Genomic DNA, 19661 nt, shown 5'->3' with positions numbered 1-19661 from the left:
CCTGACACGCAGCCAGACAGAGGGGAATGCGCGCCTCGGCACGGCGGCCCGAAGCAACGCATCGCCCCGCTGCCCACCGCAGCTCGACGTCTCATCGCAAGGCTGGTTTCCGGGCTGAGGGAGCGGCCTTCCGGCCCGGATGCGACGCCTTCCCAAGGGGCTATCCCCCCAGTGGCCCATGCCGCACCCTCTCCCCTTACCGTTGCGGGGGCAGCGCCGGCCTTGCACCGGCTTCCCAATTCTCCGCTGTCGCCAGCGGCACCTTGCGCGACAAGGAAGCCATGTCTGTGCCAGGCGGGATCGACCGTTTGCGACGCTCCCTCCGCCGCACTCGCCATCCCGCCGGAAGGGTGGGCGGGCATCCGCTCTCCTGGCCCGTCCCGATGACCAGATCGCCGGATCGGACCCCCGGTCAGGCATCAGGGTGGCACGATAACGCGCGCAAAGGGCCGGGCAGCCCGGACTCCGCTCCGGCCCGGCCTCGGCCCTCAACCGTAACGGCCGGTGATGTAATGCTCGGTCCGGGGGTGGCGGGGATTGGTGAAGATCTGCGAGGTTTCGCCAAACTCGATCAGCTCGCCCAGATACATGAAGGCCGTCCGGGCGGAAATGCGGGATGCCTGCTGCATGTTGTGCGTGACGATCACGACGGTCGTTTCCTTGCCGATCTCGTCGATCAGCTCCTCGATCTTGGCCGTCGCGATCGGATCGAGCGCAGAGGTCGGCTCGTCCAGAAGCAGGATCTCGGGGTTCGGGGCAAGGGCCCTGGCAATGCAGAGGCGCTGCTGCTGGCCGCCGGACAGTTCATAGGCCGACTTGTGCAGACGGTCCTTCGTCTCGTCCCAGATCGCGGCACGGCGCAGGGCGATCTCGACCGCCTCATCGATCACCCGCCTGTCCGAGATCCCCCGCACGCGCAGACCGGCTGCCACATTCTCGTAGATCGACTTGGGAAAGGGGTTGGGTTTCTGGAACACCATGCCGATGCGCAGACGCACCATGACGGGGTCCATCTCCCTGCCGATCAGATTGGTCCCTTCGGGCAGCAGGGTGATGCGGCCTTCGTAGCGGTTGCCGGGATAGAGGTCATGCATCCGGTTCAGCGCCCGCAGGAGCGTGGACTTGCCACAGCCCGAAGGCCCGATCAGCGCCGTCACCTGCCGATCGAGGATCGGCATGGAGACGTTTCTGATCGCATGGAATCCGTCGGCATAGTAGAAGTTGAAGTTCTCGATGGTCGCCCGCAGCGGGGCGGATTCCGGCTCCGGCCTGAGGGGCGGAGGCAGCGTGTCGGACGGTCTGTCTGCGGCGATTGTGTTCGGCACGGTTGGGTTCCTCAGTTGCGGACGGACCGACGCAGGCGGTAGCGGATATAGATGGCCATGCCATTGAGCGCGAGCGTGAGCACCATCAGGACCACGCCGGTTGCCGCGGCATTGATGTGAAAGCCTTCCTGCGGCCGCGAGACCCAGTTGAACATCTGGATAGGCAGGACCGTGAACTGGTCGTGCAGCCAGGCGAAGCTGATGAAGGGAAAGCTGTCGGTGATCGGTGGCGGGGGCAGGAAGGCGATGAAGGTCAGGGCGCCGATGGTGATGATCGGCGCCGTCTCTCCGATGGCGCGCGACAGCCCGACGATGGCCCCGGTCAGGATGCCGGGACGCGCCGCCGGGATGATGTAGTGCCACATCACCTGCCACTTGTCCGCACCTAGGCCATAGGCCGCCTCCTTCACGATCAGGGGGATGGAGCGGATCGCCTCGCGCGTGGAGACGATGACGATGGGCAGGATCAGCAGACCCAGCGTCATCCCCGCGACAAGGATCGTCTTGCCGAGGTTCAGCCCGTAGACGAAGAGCCCGAGCGCCAGCAGGCCGTAGATGATCGACGGCACGCCGGCCAGGTTGGCGACATTGATCTCGATGAGGTTCGAGATCCAGTTCTTCCGCGCATATTCCTCGAGGTAGAGCCCCGCCAGCACGCCGATCGGAATGGCGAGGACCGCGGTTGTCAGCATCACCAGGATCGACCCGACCCAGGCCGACAGGATGCCCGCATTCTCGGGCCGCCGCGACGGGAACGAGGTCAGGAACTGATAGTCGATCCGGCCCAGGCCACGGATCGCCAGATCGCCGATGAGGGTCAGCAGCAGACCCATGGCCATCACCATGATCACGACCCCGCAGGCGGCCACGACGATGTCGATCCGCTTGGCGCGGGTGATCGCCCCAACGGCCGCGGCAGTGGCCGCTGCCCCGGACAGATTGCCCTCGGTCATGACAGCCATTTCAGTAGACCTCGCGGAACCGCTTGCGCAGGTAGAAGCCGGCAATGTTGAACATCAGCGTGATGACGAACAGCAGCAGGCCCGTCGAGAAGATGGTTGAATAGGCCAGGGTCCCGCGTGGCAGATCGCCGAGGCTCATCTGCACGATGTAGGCCGTGATCGTGGCGGCGCCCTCGCGCGGGTCGAAGGTCAGGTTCGGATTCTGGCCCGCGGCGATCGCCACCACCATCGTCTCGCCCACGGCGCGGGACATGCCGAGGATGTAGGCCGCCGTCACGCCCGACATCGCCCCCGGCAGCACCACGCGAAAGGCCACCTGCCAGCGCGACATGCCGAGGGCATAGGCCCCCTCCCGCAGCCCGTTCGGGACGGCGCGCATCGCATCTTCGGAGACCGAGACCACATAGGGCAGGATCATGATGCCGAGGATGATCGACGGAACCAGCAGGTTGATCCCCGCCAGACCGGGAATGAACTTCTGCAGGAACGGTGTCATCACGATCAAGGCGAAATAGCCGTAGACCACGGTCGGCACCGCCTCGAGCAGCTCCAGCGCCGGCTTGATCGTCTCGCGCACCGCTGTCGAGGCATACTCGGACAGATAGATCGCCATGACCGTTCCCATCGGAATCGCGATCAGCAGCGCCAGGAACGCCACCTGCAGCGTGGAGACCAGAAGCGGCAGCACGCCGAACTGCGCATCCGTGAACACCGGCGTCCACATCGTGCCCGTGAGGAAGTCGAGGATCGGCACCTCGCGGAAGAACATCCAGCTTTCCTCGACGAGGATCACCACGATGGCGGTGGTCACGAAGACGGAAAGGGCGGCGCAGGCGAACATGATCAGGGCCATCATTGTGCCGATGGCCCTGCGGCGGCGGATATAGCCGTTTCTGATGAGGTCATCGGCGGTGGGAATCGGCGATGGCATCCTGTCCAGTCCTTCGGAAAGCAGTCAGGGGCGTTGCCGCCCCTGACCATGGCAGATTACGGGCCTCACTGTTCCGAGGCCAGCAGATCCTCGATGCTGACGCCGACCTTCGATCCGCCCTCGAAATAGGTGCCGGTCCGGCGCTCCGCGACCTTGGCGCGGCCGAGATCGAAGGCTTCGGCGGGCAAGGGCACATAGCCCACTTCCTGCACCAGCGTGACACCATTTTCGGGCGTCATCATGAAGTCCACATAGGCCTGCACCTCGGGACGATCGAGGCTCGCCGCGTTGATGTAGACGAAGAGCGGGCGGGAAAGGGGCTGATAGGTGCCATTGCCGGCCGTTTCCACCGAAGGCGAAACGCAGCTGCCGTCCTCTTGCTGGATTGCGACGGTCTTCAGCTTGTCGGCGTTCTCCTCGTAATAGGCCAGGCCGAGGAAGCCCAGCGCATTCACGTCAGAGGACACACCCTGGACGGTCACGTTGTCGTCCTCGGTCGCGGTGTAGTCGCCGCGCGATTCGTGCTCGACGCCGTTGATCGCGAAGGTGAAATAGTCATAGGTGCCCGAGTCCGTGCCGGCGCCGAACAGGCGCAGCGGCGCATCGGGAAAGCCTTCGCGCACCTGGTTCCAGTTGGTGATGACGCCCTGCGCGGCCGGCTCCCAGATCGTCTTCAGCTCGGCCACGCTCATGCACTCGGCCCAGGTGTTCTCAGGGTGCACGACAACGGCGAGGCCGTCCATCGCGACGGGCAGTTCGATGTATTCGATGCCGTTGGCCGCGCAGGCCTCCATCTCGCCCGTGCGGATCGGGCGCGAGGCGCCTGTCACGTCGAGCTCGCCGCGGCAGAACTTCTCGAAGCCGCCACCGGTGCCCGACAGACCGACGGTCACGCGATTGCCGGTCTGCGCCTGGAATTCCTCAGCAAAGGCCTCCGAAATCGGAAAAACCGTGGAAGAACCGTCAACGGTGACAGTGGCCTGAGCAGCCGCCGGTCCTCCGAAGGCGACGAACGCAGCAGCGGAAGCCGAGGCGAGCAGCAGTCTGGTCATGGCAGGATGTCCTCTCTAGCCGGAGTTGCCGCCGCCTCCTTAGGGGCGTTCTATGACAGAGAGATTACGCTTGTGTAACAGTTCTGTGAAAGCGCAGGAGCGACTGCAAGCCTTTCGCAGGCAGACCTCCCGGATCCGGTTGGGGCCGGAACCGGGCCGAACCCGGGGGCAAAACCTGCTGCGTCTTCACACCACCCGTTCGAGCATCAGCCGCCGGATCTCCATAATGGCCTTGGCCGGGTTCAGCCCCTTGGGACAGGTGCGCGCACAGTTCATGATGGTGTGGCAGCGATAGAGCTTGAAGGGATCCTCGAGATCGTCGAGCCGCTCTCCCGTCGTCTCGTCGCGCGAATCGATGATCCAGCGATAGGCATGCAGAAGCGCGGCCGGCCCGAGATAGCGGTCCCCGTTCCACCAGTAGCTCGGACAGGCGGTCGAACAGCAGGCGCAGAGGATGCATTCATAGAGGCCATCGAGCTTGCGGCGGTCCTCGACCGACTGACGCCATTCGCGTTCGGGCGCGGGGGTGACGGTCTCGAGCCAGGGACGCACGCTCGCATGCTGGGCGAAGAAATGGCTGAGATCGGGGACAAGGTCCTTCATCACGGGCATGTGCGGCAAAGGATAGATGCGGATATCGCCCTTCACCGAATCGATGGCCGTGGTGCAGGCCAGCCCGTTCGCCCCGTCGATGTTCATCGCGCAGGACCCGCAGATCCCTTCGCGGCAGGACCGGCGAAAGGCGAGCGTGGGGTCGATCTCCTCCTTGATCTTGATGAGCGCATCAAGGACCATCGGCCCGCAATCGTCGAGATCGACCACATAGGTGTCGATGCGGGGATTGGCGCCGTCCTCCGGATCCCAGCGGTAGATGCGGAACGTCTTGGTGCGGGTGGCCCCGGCAGGGGCGGGCCAGGTCTTGCCCACGGACATGCGGCTGTTCTTGGGAAGGCGGAACTGGACCATCAGGCGGCCTCTTCGGACGATGGGTCTGGCTTTCGGGCAAGGAACAGGGTTTCGCCCCGGATGAGGCCATGGCGGTGCACGTCGGGCTCCATGGCCGGAAACTCGGACAGGCGGAATCCCGCCTGCCGGATGCGGTCGCGCAGATCGCGACCATAGATCCTGAGATGGTCGGCCTGTCCGAAATGCAGGCGGCGCTCCTCGGGTGCGGTGATCGCGGAATTCTCGTAGGTGGTGGCCCAGCCTTCGATGATCGGGGTGGTCAACAGGACCAGGCCGCCGGGGGCCAGAAGGCGGAACATCTCGGCCAGGGCGCGAATGTCGTCCACATGCTCGAGGACATGGTTGCAGACGATCCGGTCGTACTGGCCATCCGGCAGGCCGGTATCGCAGATATCCAGAAGATGATCGGGCGCGCGGCGGGGAGAGATGTCGGCCGTCTCGTAGCGGGCGACAAGGGCGCGGATGGCGGGGCCGAGCTGCGGTTCGGGCGCCACATGGAGGACGCGATGCGAAGGTCCGAAGGGGCGTTCCCGGTCCATCCAGAGCCGGATCAGCCGATGCCTCTCGAGCGAGCCGCAGCGCGGGCAGCGGGCATCGTAACGGGGCGGATCGCCGAAAGCCGTGAACAGGCCTTCATGTCCGCAACAGGGGCACAGACGCGGAACACGGCCGCGGGCGGCCGCGGCGAACCGGGCAATCACGGCATCGACCGTGCCCCATCGCCGCGCCTTGCCCGCCCGAACCCCCATGCCGCTCAGCGCTGCGCCATGGTGTTCTGGATGCAGCTCAGCGTCTCGGGCCTGGCCAGCACGGCTGAAACGAGCTGTCCCGCCTCCATCGAAGGGCCGCCCGAAGCGGCCAGCGCGGCGATCTCCTGCGGGGCGGCAACGGTCACGACGCAGGCCGAGAGCACCGGCGCATCGGGGGTCAGCTCCTCCAGCATCGGCAGGATCACGCCATAGGCGCGGTTCTGTTCGTCGGAGAACTGCGCGAGAGCGGGGCCGGCAAGGGCCGCCAGCAGGGCACAGAGGGCGATTCGCTTCATGGAAGTCCTTTCCTCACAGACGCGGCGGACGAATCGGCAGCGCACCGGTCCTCTGATAGACGCATTCCTCGTAGACCGCGACCGGATCGCGGCCCGACAGATAGTCCGACGACAGGCCGATGGCCGCACCGAAGAAGGGCCCTTCGCGCGAATTCGCGCCGATGGTGACATTGCCGGTCGGTCCCTGCGCCCGCTGGGCCCTCTCCTCGCAGAGGCGGGCGGCACGGGCCGGGTCCATCGGTTGGGGCGTGCAGCCGGCAACGCCGGCGACGAGGACCGCGGCAAGGGCTGACAGGAAAGCGGGACGCAGCATCAATAGACTCTCGCCTTGGGGGCGATCCGCCTGGGGTCGATCCCTCCCGCTTCGGGCGGGGTCAGCGGATCGGTATGGACGGGTCGGTAGGCCAGGCGCACCCGGCTTCCGTCAACATAGGCGAGCGTATGGACACGCCAATTCACGTCGTCGCGCTCGGGATAGTCCTCATGGGCATGGGCGCCGCGGCTCTCCTTGCGCGCCTCGGCGGAAACGACGGTCGCCAGCGCGTTGGGAATCAGATTGGCGAGCTCCAGCGTCTCCACCAGATCGGTGTTCCAGATCAGCCCGCGGTCGCTGACATGCAGATCGGCCATCTTCTCGGCCACGGCGGTCATCCGCCGCACGCCCTGGGCCAGCGTCTCGGAATTGCGGAAGACGGCGGCATCCTCCTGCATCGTCCGCTGCATCTCGCGCCGGAGCCGGGCCGTGGGCGTGCCGCCCTTCGCATGGCGCAGCGCATCGAAGCGGGCGAGTGCCGCATCGAGCGAAGCCTTCGGCACATCCGGCACGGCCGAACGCGGATCCACCACCTCGGCCGCACGGATCGCCGCGGCGCGGCCGAACACGACGAGATCGATGAGCGAATTGGAGCCGAGCCGGTTCGCCCCGTGAACGCTGGCACAGGCAGCCTCGCCCACCGCCATCAGGCCGGGCGTCACGCGATCCGGGTCCTCGGGCGTGGGGGAGAGGACCTCGCCCCAGTAGTTCGTGGGGATGCCCCCCATGTTGTAATGGACCGTGGGCAGGACGGGAATCGGCTCGCGCGTCACATCCACGCCGGCAAAGATCCGTGCGCTTTCAGAGATGCCCGGCAGGCGCTCATGCAGCACCTCGGGCGGCAGATGGCTCAGATGGAGATGGATGTGATCCTTGAGCTTGCCGACGCCCCGCCCCTCGCGGATTTCGAGGGTCATGCAGCGGCTGACGACATCGCGGCTGGCCAGATCCTTGTAGGTGGGGGCATAGCGCTCCATGAAGCGCTCGCCCTCGCTGTTGGTGAGATAGCCCCCCTCGCCCCGCGCGCCTTCGGTGATCAGGCACCCCGCCCCGTAGATGCCGGTGGGATGGAACTGGACGAATTCCATGTCCTGAAGCGGCAGACCGGCGCGGGCGACCATGCCGTTGCCGTCGCCCGTGCAGGTATGGGCCGAGGTGGCCGAGAAATAGGCCCGCCCATAGCCCCCTGTCGCCAGCACCGTCATCTTGGCGCTGAAGGCATGCAGGGTGCCGTCGTCCAGCTTCCAGGCCAGCACGCCCCGGCAGTCACCTTCGGGACCCATCAGCAGGTCGATGGCGAAATACTCGATGTAGAATTCGGCCTTCTCCTTGAGAGAACGGCCATAGAGCGTGTGCAGGATCGCGTGCCCCGTGCGGTCGGCGGCGGCACAGGTGCGCTGGACGGGGGGGCCTTCGCCGAACTCGGTGGTGTGGCCGCCGAAGGGGCGCTGATAGATGCGCCCGTCTTCCGTGCGCGAGAAGGGCACCCCGTAATGTTCGAGCTCGTAGACCGCCTTGGGCGCCTCCCGCGCGAGATATTCCATCGCATCGACATCGCCCAGCCAGTCCGACCCCTTCACGGTGTCATAGAGGTGCCAGTGCCAGTGATCCGGCCCCATGTTGCCCAGCGAGGCAGCGATTCCCCCCTGCGCCGCCACGGTGTGCGAGCGGGTGGGAAAGACCTTGGTGATGCAGGCGGTGCGCAGGCCCCGCTCCGCCAGACCCAGCGTCGCGCGCAGGCCCGATCCCCCGGCGCCGACGACAATCGCATCGTAACGGTGGGTTTCGACGGGATAGGCGGGCATGGGCATCCCCTCTCGACGGTGCTCAGAAGGCAAGACGCGCGACGGCAAAAAGGCCGACGGCAAGAACGCCATAGGTCGCAATCACCATGGCGGCGATCAGGAGCCGGCGCGCCAGCCCCTGGACATAGTCCTCGATCACGACCTGGGCGCCCTGCCGGAAGTGGTAGAGCCCGACAAGCAGCGTCAGCCCGATCACCAGGGCGGGAAAGGGCCGGCCGAGGGTGGCAACGACCTCCTCATGGGGCCGGCCGAGAAGCGAGCCGAAGGTGAACACGAACAGCGGCACGAGAACCAGCAGCGCGATCGAATTGACGATCATCAGCCAGAAATGCTCGGTGCCCCCACCCGAGGCGCCAAGCGCCTCTGCACGCTTGCGGACGGTGACGAAGCGGATCATGCGCGCCTCCATGGAGTCAGATCCACAGGATGAGGACGGTCAGCCCCGTCAGGACGAAGGACAGGGCGAAGATCGCCTGCCCGAACCGGACGGCGTTGCGGATCTCGAGCAGGCGCCCCGTGGCCCAGACCAGATGGCGGATCCCCGCCAGCATGTGATACCACAGGGCCCAGAGGCTCCCCAGAAGGATCAGCTCGCCGAGGGGCGAGCGCAGGAACCCGTCCGCCACGGCAAAGGCGCGCGGCCCCGTGGCCGCCGCGATCAGCCACCAGACGACCAGCACAGCCCCCAGCGCAAGGCCCAGCCCGGTGATCCGGTTCAGGATCGACGAAAAGGATGTCCACTGGAAGCGGTAGGCCGATCCCAGCATGAAGGGCGACAATGGGCGGTTGCCACGCGGGATGTCGGGCATGGGCTCCCCCTCCTGATCCGGGTCCGGGACTCCTTTGCCCGGTTTGACCCGGTCTGTCACGGGGTTGGACGGCCGGATGACGGCTCTGGATCGCAAAAATCGCCTCTTGTGATCACTGCCCAGTCGCTTGCGATCACGCTGCGGAGTGATTGCCCCTGATCGCCCGAGCGCCCCCGATCGCCGCCGGCCGACACAAAAGGGGCGCCGGTTGCGGCGCCCCTGAGACGTGATCACAAGGGAACGGGTCAGAAATCGAAGCGATCCACCACCCGCCGCCGCCCCAGCGTCAGCGCATCGGCCACATGCACCATCGGCGACAGGTCCACCTCGCATTCGCCTGCGCGCACCAGTTCGGCAAAGCGGCGATAGAGCGCGGGATACTCGCCCTCGGCGCTGCCCTCCTGCTCCTCGCCGTTCACGAACAGCCGGTTCCCCCCCTCGCGCAGCAGGAGCGTGCCGCCATCAGTCTCGATCTCGATGTCCCAGAGCGGCTCGCCGGGGAACAGCCAGTCGAGTTCCATCGCGATGCCGCCGGTGAAGAGAAGCCGCGCCGCGATCGGGGTCTGGCGGTTCGCCGGCACGTCGAGATCGGCCTCGATCAGATGCACGGGTTCGGGCAGGATCGCGGTCAGCACCGACAGTGCGTTGATGCCGGGATCGAAGACCCCCATGCCGCCGGGCTCGAACACCCAGTCCTGTCCGGGATGCCAGTGGCGCACATCCTCCATCCAGGTGATGCGCCCGCCCCGGATCGCCCGCCCGGCCAGCCAGTCCCGCGCTGCCGCGACCCCCTTGCCCATCCGGGAATGCCATGTGGCATACAGCGTCAGGCCCCTCTCCCGCGCCAACCTCTCGAGCGCATGGACCTCGGCCAGGGTCTGGCCGGGGGGTTTTTCCAGCATGACATGGCGGCCGGCCTTCAGGGCCGCCTCGGCATGGGCAAAGCGCGGCTGGGGCGGCAGGGCGAGAGACACCGCCCCCACATCCGGCCGCGCGGCCAGGAAGGCCACCATCCTCTCAAAGGCGTCCACGCCCTCCACCCGGCCATGGCGCGAGACGGTCGCCGCCAATGCCCAGTCCGGCGAGGCCGCGAGGGCGGGAACATGCTGATCGCGGGCGATCTTGCCGATCCCCACCAGGGCAATCGGCGCTCTCAATGCGATTCCCTCCCCACCGGGGCGCCGCGGCAGCCCTTGAGAAAGTCGAGATCCGCCCCCTTGTCCGCGCCTTCCACATGCAGGTGGAAGAGCCGTGCATACCCCCCCTCGGGGACCGGGACGGTGGGCTTCCATGCCGCCAGACGCCGGGCGATCTCCTCCTCCGGAACATCCAGATGGAGCCGCCGGTTGGGCACGTCGAGCTCGATCCAGTCGCCATCGCGCACGATGGCGAGGGGGCCACCCGCCGCCGCCTCGGGGCTGGTATGCAGCACGACCGTCCCATAGGCAGTGCCCGACATGCGTGCATCCGAAATGCGCACCATGTCGGTGATGCCCTTGCGCAGCACCTTGGGCGGAAGCCCCATGTTGCCCACCTCGGCCATCCCCGGATACCCCTTCGGCCCGCAGTTCTTGAGCACCAGGACGCAGGTCTCGTCCACGTCGAGCGATTCGTCCTCGATGCGGGCCTTGTAGTCGTCGATATCCTCGAACACGACGGCGCGCCCCCGATGGACCATCAGCGCCGGCGTCGCAGCCGAAGGCTTGAGCACCGCCCCGTTGGGCGCAAGATTGCCCTTCAGAACCACGATCCCCCCGGACGCCGCGAGCGCCCGTTCGGGCGGACGGATCACATCGGGGTTCCAGTTGCGCGCCTCGCGCACCTCCTCCCACTGGCTGCGGCCCGAGACGGTCAGCGCATCGCGATGCAGAAGGCCCATCTCGCAGAGCTGGCGGATCACCGGCGGCAGCCCGCCGGCATAGTAGAACTCCTCCATCAGATATTGCCCCGAGGGCATCAGGTTGACGATGGTCGGCACATCGCGTCCCAGCCGGTCCCAATCGTCCAGGGTCAGATCCACCCCCACCCGTCCGGCGATGGCCAGCAGATGGATCACCGCATTGGTGCTGCCGCCGATGGCGGCATTGACGCGGATCGCGTTCTCGAAGGCCTCGCGCGTCAGGATGTCGGACGGCTTGAGATCGTCCTTCACCATCTGGACAATCCGCCGACCCGAGAGCTGGGCGATCACGCGCCGGCGCGAATCCACCGCCGGGATCGCCGCATTGCCGGACAGCGCCATGCCCAGCGCCTCGGCCATCGAGGCCATGGTCGAGGCCGTGCCCATCGTGTTGCAGGAGCCTGCCGAGCGCGACATCGAGGCCTCGGCCTCGACGAACTCCTCGGGCTTCATTGTCCCAGCCCGCACCGCCTCGGAGAAGCGCCACAGATGCGTCCCCGATCCCACTGTCTCGTTGCGCCAGTAGCCGTTCAGCATCGGCCCGCCCGAGACGACGATGGAGGGCAGGTCGCAGGACGCCGCCCCCATCAGCAGCGAGGGCGTGGTCTTGTCGCAGCCCACCAGCAGCACGCAGCCATCGATCGGCTGGCCGCGGATCGTCTCCTCCACCGCCATCGCCGCCAGGTTGCGGAACATCATCGCGGTGGGGCGGAAGGCGCTTTCGGAGACGGAGAAGACCGGCACCTCGACGGGGAATCCTCCCGCCTCCCAGATCCCGGCCTTCACCTTCTCGGCCAGCTGGTCGAGATGGGCATTGCAGGGGTTGAGCTGCGACCAGGTGTTCAACACGCCGATGATCGGGCGGCCATCGAAGAGATCGGCCGGGAATCCCTGATTCTTCATCCAGGCGCGGTGATAGATCGCATCCTTGGTCATTCCCGCATACCATTCCTGCGAACGCAGGCGGCGGGGCCAGGGCTTGGGTGTGAACGGCATCGGGCTTCCTTCAGAGGGGGCGGACGGTGGCCGGGCCACGATCGGCCTCGACAGCAAGCGGATTGCGCAGCGGCAGACCGAACGGCGCAGCCTCGATCTCGAAGACATCGCCCGGTGCGGTGCGCAGGCCATCGGCCCAGCTCAGCGTCGCGGTACCGAGGAAATGCACATGCACATCCCCCGGGCGGCGGTGGAGAGCATATTTGAAATGATGATGTTCCAGATTGGCAAGGGAATGGCTCATATTCGCCTCGCCAGAGAGGAAGGGCCTTTCCCAGATCACCTCTCCCCCGCGGCGGATGCGCGAGATGCCCTCGACATGGGCCGGCAGATCGCCCACCAGGATCTCGGGGCCGAAGCTCGCCGGGCGCAGCTTGGAATGGGCCAGCCAGAGATAATTGACCCGTTCGGTCGCATGATCCGAGAACTCGTTGCCCAGGGCCCAGCCCACCCGCGCGGGGGTGCCGTCCGGGGCGATCACATAGATGCCGGCGATCTCCGGCTCCTCGCCCGCATCCTCGGCAAAGGCGGGGGACAGCAGGGGCGCCCCCGGCGCGACGATCATGCTTCCGTCGCCCTTGTAGAACCATTCGGGCTGGACGCCGGGCAGACGCTCGGGCTTGCCGCCCTCGAGCCCCATGCGGAACATGCGCAGCGAATCCGTCGCATCCTCGGCCCGGGCCTTCTGATGCATGGCATCGCGGGTGGCGGCACTGCCCAGATGCGTCAGCCCCGTGCCGGTGACATGCAGATGCGCGGGATCGGGATGATGGATCGGGGACAGCACGCGCCCGTCCTCCAGCAGCCGCGCGAGGTCCACCGCCTCGCCCAGACCCCGCGCCGCAACCGCCTGCGCGAGGCTCTGCCCCGCCTCCAGCGCCTCGAGCGCCAGTTCTCGCACAGATGAGGCTCCGCGCACCACGGCTGCCTCCGTTCCCTCGCGGGCGACGACGGCAATCCCGCCCCCGGCCGTCCTGATCTGGCTCAGATGCATCACTTGCTCTTGTTGTAGACGTCGAAGATCACGGCGGCCAGCAGAACGAGGCCCTTGATAACCTGCTGATAATCCACGCCGATGCCCAGCATCGACATGCCGTTGTTCATCACCCCCATGATGAGGGCGCCGACGACCGCGCCGACGATCTTGCCCGAGCCGCCCGACATCGACGCCCCGCCGATGAAGACGGCGGCGATCACGTCAAGCTCGAAGCCCGTGCCCGCCTTGGGCGTGGCCGAATTGAGACGCGCCGTGACGACCATGCCGGCCAGCGCCGCCAGTGCCCCCATGTTGACGAAGCACAGAAAGGTGAGGCGGTCGGCATTGATCCCCGACAGCCGCGCGGCCTTGAGATTGCCGCCGATGGCATAGATGCGCCGGCCGATGACCGTGCTCTGGGTCAGGAAGGCATACAGGATCGTCAGCACCGCCATCGACACGGCGACATTGGGGATCCCGCGGAAGCCGGCCAGCTTCCAGCCCACGAAGATGATCGCGGCGGCGATCACGAGGTTGCGCAGCCAGAAGAACCCCTGCGGTTCGACCGCGATCCCATGGGCGATGTTGCGGGCCCGTGCCCGCGCGCCCATCCAGAGGATGGCACCCGCGGCGATCAGCGCCACGGCGAGCGCGGTCCAGTTCGGCTGGCGCGCGAAGGCCTCGAACTCGGGCAGGGCGAGGCCCACGAAATCGGGAACATAGCCGGTAGAGAGCGACTGGAACTCGCGATCGAAGGGACCGATGTTCTGCCCCCCGAGGGTCCAGAGCGTCAGCCCGCGGAAGACCAGCATCCCCGCCAGCGTGACGATGAAGGACGGAATGCGCCAATAGGCGATCCAGTAGCCCTGCGCCGCCCCGATCAGCGCGCCGATGGCCAGCCCCGCCGGCACCACCGCCCAGACGGGCCAGCCCCATTTGACGGTCATGACCGCCGCGCAGGCCCCCGTGAAGGCGGCCACCGATCCCACCGAGAGATCGATATGCCCCGCCACGATCACGAGCAGCATCCCCAGGGCCATGATGATGACATGGCTGTTCTGGAGGAACAGGTTGGTGATGTTGGTCGGCGACAGGAAATCGACCGGATTGGCCGGCACGACGCGCAGGATCACGACAAAGAAGGCGACGATCGCGATCAGCGCGAAGATCATGCCGTTCTCGCGCAGGTTCTCGCGCAGGTAACCCCGGCCTTCGGCGATGGCGGCGGCGCCTTCGCGCAGGCCGGCCACCGTCCTGTCCCCTGATCCGATCCGCGCGGCGGGGTCGTTCATTTCAGCCATGGACGGCCTCCTCCCTCTGGTGGCCCTGCAGGATGATGGACATGATGCGTTCCTGACTTGCCTCCCCGGCCTCGAGCACCGCCAGGATGCGCCCCTCGCCCATCACGGCGATGCGGTCGCACATGCCCAGAAGCTCGGGCATCTCCGAGGAGAATCATCACCACGCCCCGTCCCTCGGCCACGAGACGGTTCATGATGCCATAGATTTCGAACTTGGCCCCCACATCGATGCCGCGCGTCGGCTCGTCGAGGATCAGGACGCGCGGTTCGGTGAACAGGAGCTTGGAGAGCAGCACCTTCTGCTGGTTGCCCCCCGACAGGTTGACGACGCGCTGGAACACGCCCGGCGTGCGGATGCCCAGCGCCTGACGGAAGCGCTCGGCCACCCCCTGCTCCGCCTGCGGATCGAGCACGCCGCGCCGCGACACGCCGGCGAGATTGGCCAGGGTGATGTTGGTGACGATCGGCTCCTCGAGCACGAGGCCCAGCGCCTTGCGGTCCTCGGTGACATAGGCCAGCCCCGAGGCCAGCGCCTTCTCCACCGTGGAGACATCGATCTCCCGTCCGCCGATGCGCACGCGCCCGCGGATATCCCGCCCCCAGGAGCGGCCGAAGATCGACATGGCCAGTTCCGTCCGCCCCGATCCCATGAGCCCGGCGATGCCGAGGATCTCGCCCTCGCGCACCTGGAAGGAGATGCCCTTCAGGAAATCGCGTCGGGATGATCGGGATGGCGCGCACGCCAGTCCTCGACCTCCATCAGCACGGCGCCGGGGCGGCGGTCGCGCTCGGGATAGCGATGGGCCATGTCGCGGCCGACCATGTCGCGGATGATGCGCTCTTCCGACAGCCCCTCGCGCGGGAGGGTCGCCACCGCCGCCCCGTCGCGCAGCACCGTCACCCGGTCGGCCACGCGCCGCACCTCGTTCAGCTTGTGCGAGATGATGATCGAGGTCACCCCCTGCCGCTTGAGATCGAGCAGCAGGTCGAGCAGCGCCTGACTGTCATTCTCCTGCAGCGCGGCCGTGGGTTCGTCGAGGATCAGCAGGCGCACCTTCTTGGCCAGGGCCTTGGCGATCTCCACAAGCTGCTGCTTGCCCACGCCCAGATCGCCCACCGGCGTGGTCGGCGCCTCGCGCAGGCCGACCTTCGCCAGAAGCTCGGCCGTGCGGCGGTTGGTCTCGCGCCAGTCGATGACGCCGCCCCGCGCCCGCTCGTTGCCCAGAAAGACATTCTCGGCAATCGACAGCAGCGGCACCAGCGCCAGTTCCTGATGGATGATCACGATGCCCGCCGCTTCCGAATCCGGGATCCCGCGGAACCGCGCCTCCTGTCCGGCAAAGCGGATCGTCCCCTCGTAGCTGCCATGGGGATAGACCCCCGACAGCACCTTCATGAGCGTGGACTTGCCGGCTCCGTTCTCGCCCACAAGGGCATGGATCTCGCCCTCTTCCACGCTGAGCGACACGCGATCGAGCGCCCGCACACCGGGGAAGGTCTTGGTGATCCCCTGCATCTCGAGGAGTGCGGCCATGCTGGTCCTCCCGCATCAGAGCCCGGGGAGACATGCCTCCCCGGGCCCGGTCCTCACTGAAGCTGTTCGGCGGTGTAGTAGCCCGAACCGATCAGCACTTCCTCCCAGTTCGAGGCATCGACCGGGACCGGCACCAGCAGATAGGACGGCACGACCTTCACGCCGTTGTCGTAGGTCTCGGTGTCATTGATCTCGGGCTCGCCACCCTGGAGCAGGGCATCCACCATGCCCACGGTGACGCGCGCCAGCTCGCGGGTATCCTTGAAGACGGTGGAGTACTGCTCGCCGGCGATGATGGACTTGACGGAGGGAATCTCCGCATCCTGCCCGGTCACGCAGGGCCAGGCGAGATCGCCCGAACCATAGCCCACGCCGCGCAGCGAGGACAGGATGCCGATGGACAGCCCGTCATAGGGCGACAGGACGCCATGGACGACCTTGTCGCCGTAATTCGCCGACAGGATATTGTCCATCCGGGCCTGCGCCGTGGCGCCGTCCCAGCGCAGCGTGCCGACGACATCCATCCCCATCTGCCCCGACGGGATGACGATGTCACCCGCATCGATCATCGGCTGCAGGACCGACATCGCGCCATCATAGAAGAAATAGGCGTTGTTGTCGTCGGGGCTGCCGCCGAACAGCTCGACATTCCAGGGCTTCTGGTCGGGGAAGCGCTCCTGCAGGCACTGCACGAGGCTGTTGGCCTGCAGCACGCCGACCTGGAAGTTGTCGAAGGTGGCATAATAGTCCACATTCTCGCTGTCGCGGATGAGACGGTCATAGGCGATCACGGGAATGCCGGCCGCCGCCGCATTCTCAAGCGCCCCGGACAGCGTCGTGCCGTCGATGGCCGCGATCACGAGGGCATCCACCCCCTGCGCGATCATGTTCTCGACCTGGCTGAGCTGGGTCGGGATGTCATCCTCGGCATATTGCAGGATGGTGTTGTAGCCCGCAGCCTGGAACTGCTCGACCATCGAGTTGCCGTCCGAAATCCAGCGGGACGAGGATTGCGTCGGCATGGAGATGCCGATGGTGCCCTTGTCCTGGGCAAGGGCCGGGACGCCGGCGACAAGCGCGGCGAAGGAAATCGCGGCAAGCGCCGCGCGACGGGTCGTCATGAAAAGTGTCCTCCCTGGGTTGCGCGCAACACGCGCGGCCCTGCGATGCACCCGCGACGGGTTTCCGCCGTCGGGCAGGGCTGCACCATGCCGACGCTTCTCCTCATCGTCAAAGACGGATACGGACATGATACATATCGGAATCGTCATGTCATGGACCGTCTTCTCCGTCGTGGCCTGCGCCTCGCCCATCTGCGCCTGATGGCCGCCCTGCTCGAGACCGGCGCGCTCGGCATCGCCGCGGCCCGCGAAGGCCTGACCCAGCCGGCGGCCTCGCGCCTCCTTGCCGAAATCGAACGGCTGGCCGGCACCCCCCTCCACCGGCGCGAGGGACGGGGCCTTCGCCTCACGCCCGAGGGCGAGGCTCTGGCCCGCCGCGCCGCCCGCGCCCTTGCCGAGATCGCCGCCGCCTCGCGCGAGATCGCGGAGATGGGGGCAGGCGTGGCCGGCCATGTCCGCATCGGCTCCGTCACCGGGCCGGCGCTCGACCGTGTGCTGCCGGCGCTGCGGGCCGCCCGTCTCGCCCATCCCGGCATCACCTGCGAGGTGGAGGTGGCCCCGTCCGATCCGCTCGCCGCGCTCCTGCTCGAAGGGCGGCTCGACTTTGCCCTCGCGCGGCCGCCCGAAGGCCGCGAGGCGCTCTTCGATCACGAACCGCTGGAGGAAGAGCCGGTGGCCCTCGTGGTGCGGCGCGGCCATGCGCTGACGCGCCAGCCCCGGATCGCCCCCGAAGCGCTGCTGGATTACGACTGGGTGCTGCCCCCCCAGGGGGCGCTGCTGCGGCGCACCGTGCTCGAGCGGCTCGCCGCGCTCGGATTGCCGGCGCCGAAGGGGCGGCTTGCCACCGCGTCCTTCCTGCTCACCCTGGCCATGCTGCGCGAATCGAACGCCATCGCCCCCATCGCCCGTGCCGTCGCGCGGCGCTTTGCCGAAGGGCCGGAGACAGGGATGGTGACCCTGCCCTTCGACCTCGGCATCGTGGTGCCGACCTACGGCCTTCTGACGCCACGGGGGGGCCCGGCTGACCCCGGCGGCGGATCGCATCCGGGCGCTGGTGCGTGCCCAGATCGTCAGCCCCGGCCCTGCCACGGGATCTGCCCCCGCTCCGGACGGGGCCTGATGCCCCGAGACGGGCTTGAACGGCGCCTGCGCCGGCGGCAATCTGCCCGGAAACGCATCCCCCGCAGCCGAGGCCCAGATGGACACCCTCTACGACCGCGCCAATGATCCTCGTGCCGTCATCGAGGCCGACCGCGCCCATGTCTGGCACCATCTGATCCAGCACAAGCCCTTCGCCCCGGGTCCCAACCAGATCGACCCCCGCATCATGGTCGAGGGGCGCGGCCTGCGCGTCTGGGACATTACCGGCAAGGAATATGTGGATGCCGTCTCGGGCGGGGTCTGGACGGTCAATGTGGGCTATGGACGCGAACGCATCGCCAATGCCCTGCGCGATGCGGTCCTGAAGCTCAATTTCTGGGCCGGGGCCAACGGAACCATTCCGGGCGCGCTGTTCGCCGAGACGCTCATCGCGAAGATGCCGGGCATGTCCCGCGTCTATTTCTCCAATTCCGGGTCCGAGGCCAACGAGAAGGCCTTCAAGATGGTCCGCCAGATCGCCCACAAGGTGCATGGCGGAAAGAAGTGGAAGATCCTCTACCGGGACCGCGACTATCACGGCACGACCATCGCCTGTCTGAGCGCCGGCGGCCAGCAGGAGCGCAACGCCCTCTACGGCCCCTTCGTCCCCGGCTTCGTCCAGGTGCCCCACTGTCTTGAATACCGCGCGGGAGAGCTCGCCGGCGAAGGCTATGGCGAACGGGCCGCCGACGCCATCGAGGAGGTCATCCTGCGCGAAGGCCCCGATACGGTGGGTGCGCTTTGTCTCGAGCCCATCACCGCCGGCGGCGGCATCATCGTCCCGCCGAAGGGCTACTGGGAGCGCGTGCAGGACATCTGCCGCAAATACGACATCCTCCTGCATATCGACGAGGTCGTCTGCGGCATCGGCCGGACCGGCACCTGGTTCGGCTATCAGCAGTTCGGCATCCAGCCCGACATCGTCACGATGGCCAAGGGCGTGGCCTCCGGCTATGCCGCCATCTCCTGCACCGTGACCACCGAACGCGTCTTCGAGATGTTCAAGGACGACACGGACCGGCTTGGCTATTTCCGCGACATCTCTACCTTCGGCGGCTGCACGGGCGGGCCGGCGGCGGCGCTCGAGAACCTCGCCATCGTCGAGGAGGAGGATCTGCTCGGCAATTCCGCCCGCATGGGCGCAAAGCTGCACGAGAAGCTCTCGGCCCTGATGGAGCGCCAGCCCCTGATCGGCGAGGTGCGCGGCATGGGCCTCTTCCAGGGCGCCGAACTGGTGGCCGACCGCCAGACGCGGGAGCCGCTGGCCGAGGCCAAGGTCCAGGCCGTGGTGGCCGATTGTGCGAAGCAGGGCGTGATCATCGGCGCCTCCAACCGCTCCATGCCGGGCTTCAACAACACGCTTCTCTTTGCCCCCGCGCTGATCGCGACCGAGGATGATCTGGATCAGATCGTCGCGGCGGTGGAGGCAGCCCTGAAGCGGGTGGCCTGACCCCCGTCCCGCGTCAGCTCTCCAACGCCCGGCGT

General features: G+C 67.1%; 18 protein-coding genes, 1 pseudogene and 1 riboswitch. Of the genes and pseudogenes, 2 read left to right on the top strand and 17 right to left on the bottom strand.

Annotated elements, in window-relative coordinates:
- Positions 1-83: 83 nt before the first annotated feature.
- A riboswitch (cobalamin riboswitch) is annotated at positions 84-281 on the bottom strand.
- A gap of 207 nt (positions 282-488) precedes the next feature.
- The 17 genes and pseudogenes from pstB to chvE form a co-directional block, all read right to left on the bottom strand.
- On the bottom strand, positions 489-1247 hold the full coding sequence (gene pstB, locus RUTHE_RS13105) for a phosphate ABC transporter ATP-binding protein PstB (protein WP_040645917.1): 759 nt from the start codon (positions 1245-1247) through the stop codon (positions 489-491).
- A gap of 89 nt (positions 1248-1336) precedes the next feature.
- Positions 1337-2287 carry a phosphate ABC transporter permease PstA gene (pstA, locus tag RUTHE_RS13100; protein WP_021098933.1) on the bottom strand — a complete coding sequence of 317 codons (951 nt, stop codon included), beginning with the start codon at positions 2285-2287 and terminating at the stop codon, positions 1337-1339.
- Position 2288: 1 nt separating this feature from the next.
- Entirely contained in the window at positions 2289-3218 is a 930-nt protein-coding gene (gene pstC / locus RUTHE_RS13095) for a phosphate ABC transporter permease subunit PstC (RefSeq protein WP_021098932.1), read from the bottom strand.
- A gap of 65 nt (positions 3219-3283) precedes the next feature.
- Positions 3284-4270: a PstS family phosphate ABC transporter substrate-binding protein gene (locus tag RUTHE_RS13090; protein WP_021098931.1), complete on the bottom strand. Its 987-nt coding sequence runs from the start codon at positions 4268-4270 to the stop codon at positions 3284-3286.
- Between the two features lie 186 nt (positions 4271-4456).
- Positions 4457-5236 (bottom strand): succinate dehydrogenase iron-sulfur subunit, encoded by a 780-nt coding sequence (locus tag RUTHE_RS13085; RefSeq protein ID WP_021098930.1) that lies wholly within the window; start codon positions 5234-5236, stop codon positions 4457-4459.
- The gene (locus RUTHE_RS13080) at positions 5236-5985 is read right to left on the bottom strand and encodes a class I SAM-dependent methyltransferase (protein WP_021098929.1); all 750 of its coding nucleotides are present in this window, start codon (positions 5983-5985) and stop codon (positions 5236-5238) included. Before RUTHE_RS13080 ends, RUTHE_RS13085 begins: the two co-directional genes overlap by 1 nt.
- 5 nt (positions 5986-5990) lie before the next feature.
- Positions 5991-6281, bottom strand: coding sequence for a hypothetical protein (locus RUTHE_RS13075; protein ID WP_021098928.1), 291 nt, complete (start codon positions 6279-6281; stop codon positions 5991-5993).
- A gap of 13 nt (positions 6282-6294) precedes the next feature.
- Positions 6295-6594, bottom strand: a complete 300-nt coding sequence (locus RUTHE_RS13070) for a hypothetical protein (RefSeq protein WP_021098927.1) — start codon at positions 6592-6594, stop codon at positions 6295-6297.
- A complete protein-coding gene (gene sdhA, locus RUTHE_RS13065) occupies positions 6594-8399 on the bottom strand; it encodes a succinate dehydrogenase flavoprotein subunit (RefSeq protein WP_021098926.1) in 1806 nt (601 codons plus the stop codon). The genes RUTHE_RS13070 and sdhA overlap by 1 nt, the downstream gene beginning before the upstream one ends.
- 22 nt (positions 8400-8421) lie before the next feature.
- A complete protein-coding gene (gene sdhD, locus RUTHE_RS13060; protein ID WP_040645912.1) occupies positions 8422-8793 on the bottom strand; it encodes a succinate dehydrogenase, hydrophobic membrane anchor protein in 372 nt (123 codons plus the stop codon).
- A gap of 19 nt (positions 8794-8812) precedes the next feature.
- The gene (gene sdhC / locus RUTHE_RS13055) at positions 8813-9208 is read right to left on the bottom strand and encodes a succinate dehydrogenase, cytochrome b556 subunit (protein ID WP_021098924.1); all 396 of its coding nucleotides are present in this window, start codon (positions 9206-9208) and stop codon (positions 8813-8815) included.
- Between the two features lie 245 nt (positions 9209-9453).
- Positions 9454-10365 carry a Gfo/Idh/MocA family protein gene (locus tag RUTHE_RS13050; protein ID WP_021098923.1) on the bottom strand — a complete coding sequence of 304 codons (912 nt, stop codon included), beginning with the start codon at positions 10363-10365 and terminating at the stop codon, positions 9454-9456.
- Positions 10362-12104 (bottom strand): L-arabinonate dehydratase, encoded by a 1743-nt coding sequence (araD, locus tag RUTHE_RS13045; RefSeq protein ID WP_021098922.1) that lies wholly within the window; start codon positions 12102-12104, stop codon positions 10362-10364. The genes RUTHE_RS13050 and araD overlap by 4 nt, the downstream gene beginning before the upstream one ends.
- A 10-nt stretch (positions 12105-12114) precedes the next feature.
- Entirely contained in the window at positions 12115-13098 is a 984-nt protein-coding gene (gene araD1, locus RUTHE_RS13040) for an AraD1 family protein (protein ID WP_021098921.1), read from the bottom strand.
- Positions 13098-14372: a multiple monosaccharide ABC transporter permease gene (gene mmsB, locus RUTHE_RS13035; protein WP_211217768.1), complete on the bottom strand. Its 1275-nt coding sequence runs from the start codon at positions 14370-14372 to the stop codon at positions 13098-13100. Before mmsB ends, araD1 begins: the two co-directional genes overlap by 1 nt.
- 1 nt (position 14373) lies before the next feature.
- Positions 14374-15915 (bottom strand): annotated as a pseudogene (mmsA, locus tag RUTHE_RS13030) (multiple monosaccharide ABC transporter ATP-binding protein).
- Positions 15916-15968: 53 nt separating this feature from the next.
- Positions 15969-17036: a multiple monosaccharide ABC transporter substrate-binding protein gene (gene chvE / locus RUTHE_RS13025; RefSeq protein ID WP_021098917.1), complete on the bottom strand. Its 1068-nt coding sequence runs from the start codon at positions 17034-17036 to the stop codon at positions 15969-15971.
- 153 nt (positions 17037-17189) lie between these two features.
- Between chvE and RUTHE_RS13020 the strand changes: the two genes are divergently transcribed.
- Both RUTHE_RS13020 and RUTHE_RS13015 read left to right on the top strand, forming a co-directional pair.
- Positions 17190-18263 (top strand): LysR family transcriptional regulator, encoded by a 1074-nt coding sequence (locus tag RUTHE_RS13020; RefSeq protein WP_158453433.1) that lies wholly within the window; start codon positions 17190-17192, stop codon positions 18261-18263.
- Positions 18235-19626 carry an aminotransferase family protein gene (locus tag RUTHE_RS13015; protein ID WP_021098915.1) on the top strand — a complete coding sequence of 464 codons (1392 nt, stop codon included), beginning with the start codon at positions 18235-18237 and terminating at the stop codon, positions 19624-19626. The genes RUTHE_RS13020 and RUTHE_RS13015 overlap by 29 nt, the downstream gene beginning before the upstream one ends.
- Positions 19627-19661 lie beyond the last annotated feature (35 nt).

This window comes from Rubellimicrobium thermophilum DSM 16684 (assembly GCF_000442315.1).
GTDB classification, from domain to species: Bacteria; Pseudomonadota; Alphaproteobacteria; order Rhodobacterales; family Rhodobacteraceae; genus Rubellimicrobium; species Rubellimicrobium thermophilum.
The sequence above is the reverse complement of the archived record's forward strand: the minus strand, read 5'-3'. Positions and strand labels throughout refer to the sequence as shown.

Coding starts and splice junctions, on each gene's coding strand:
- araD (WP_021098922.1), bottom strand. CDS start 12,104: ATGCCGTTCACACCCAAGCCCTGGCCCCGCCGCCTGCGTTCGCAGGAA.
- RUTHE_RS13080 (WP_021098929.1), bottom strand. CDS start 5,985: ATGGGGGTTCGGGCGGGCAAGGCGCGGCGATGGGGCACGGTCGATGCC.
- pstA (WP_021098933.1), bottom strand. CDS start 2,287: ATGGCTGTCATGACCGAGGGCAATCTGTCCGGGGCAGCGGCCACTGCC.
- pstC (WP_021098932.1), bottom strand. CDS start 3,218: ATGCCATCGCCGATTCCCACCGCCGATGACCTCATCAGAAACGGCTAT.
- araD1 (WP_021098921.1), bottom strand. CDS start 13,098: ATGCATCTGAGCCAGATCAGGACGGCCGGGGGCGGGATTGCCGTCGTC.
- mmsB (WP_211217768.1), bottom strand. CDS start 14,372: ATGAACGACCCCGCCGCGCGGATCGGATCAGGGGACAGGACGGTGGCC.
- RUTHE_RS13020 (WP_158453433.1), top strand. CDS start 17,190: ATGGACCGTCTTCTCCGTCGTGGCCTGCGCCTCGCCCATCTGCGCCTG.
- RUTHE_RS13090 (WP_021098931.1), bottom strand. CDS start 4,270: ATGACCAGACTGCTGCTCGCCTCGGCTTCCGCTGCTGCGTTCGTCGCC.
- sdhA (WP_021098926.1), bottom strand. CDS start 8,399: ATGCCCGCCTATCCCGTCGAAACCCACCGTTACGATGCGATTGTCGTC.
- RUTHE_RS13075 (WP_021098928.1), bottom strand. CDS start 6,281: ATGAAGCGAATCGCCCTCTGTGCCCTGCTGGCGGCCCTTGCCGGCCCC.
- sdhC (WP_021098924.1), bottom strand. CDS start 9,208: ATGCCCGACATCCCGCGTGGCAACCGCCCATTGTCGCCCTTCATGCTG.
- RUTHE_RS13015 (WP_021098915.1), top strand. CDS start 18,235: ATGGACACCCTCTACGACCGCGCCAATGATCCTCGTGCCGTCATCGAG.
- chvE (WP_021098917.1), bottom strand. CDS start 17,036: ATGACGACCCGTCGCGCGGCGCTTGCCGCGATTTCCTTCGCCGCGCTT.
- RUTHE_RS13070 (WP_021098927.1), bottom strand. CDS start 6,594: ATGCTGCGTCCCGCTTTCCTGTCAGCCCTTGCCGCGGTCCTCGTCGCC.
- RUTHE_RS13085 (WP_021098930.1), bottom strand. CDS start 5,236: ATGGTCCAGTTCCGCCTTCCCAAGAACAGCCGCATGTCCGTGGGCAAG.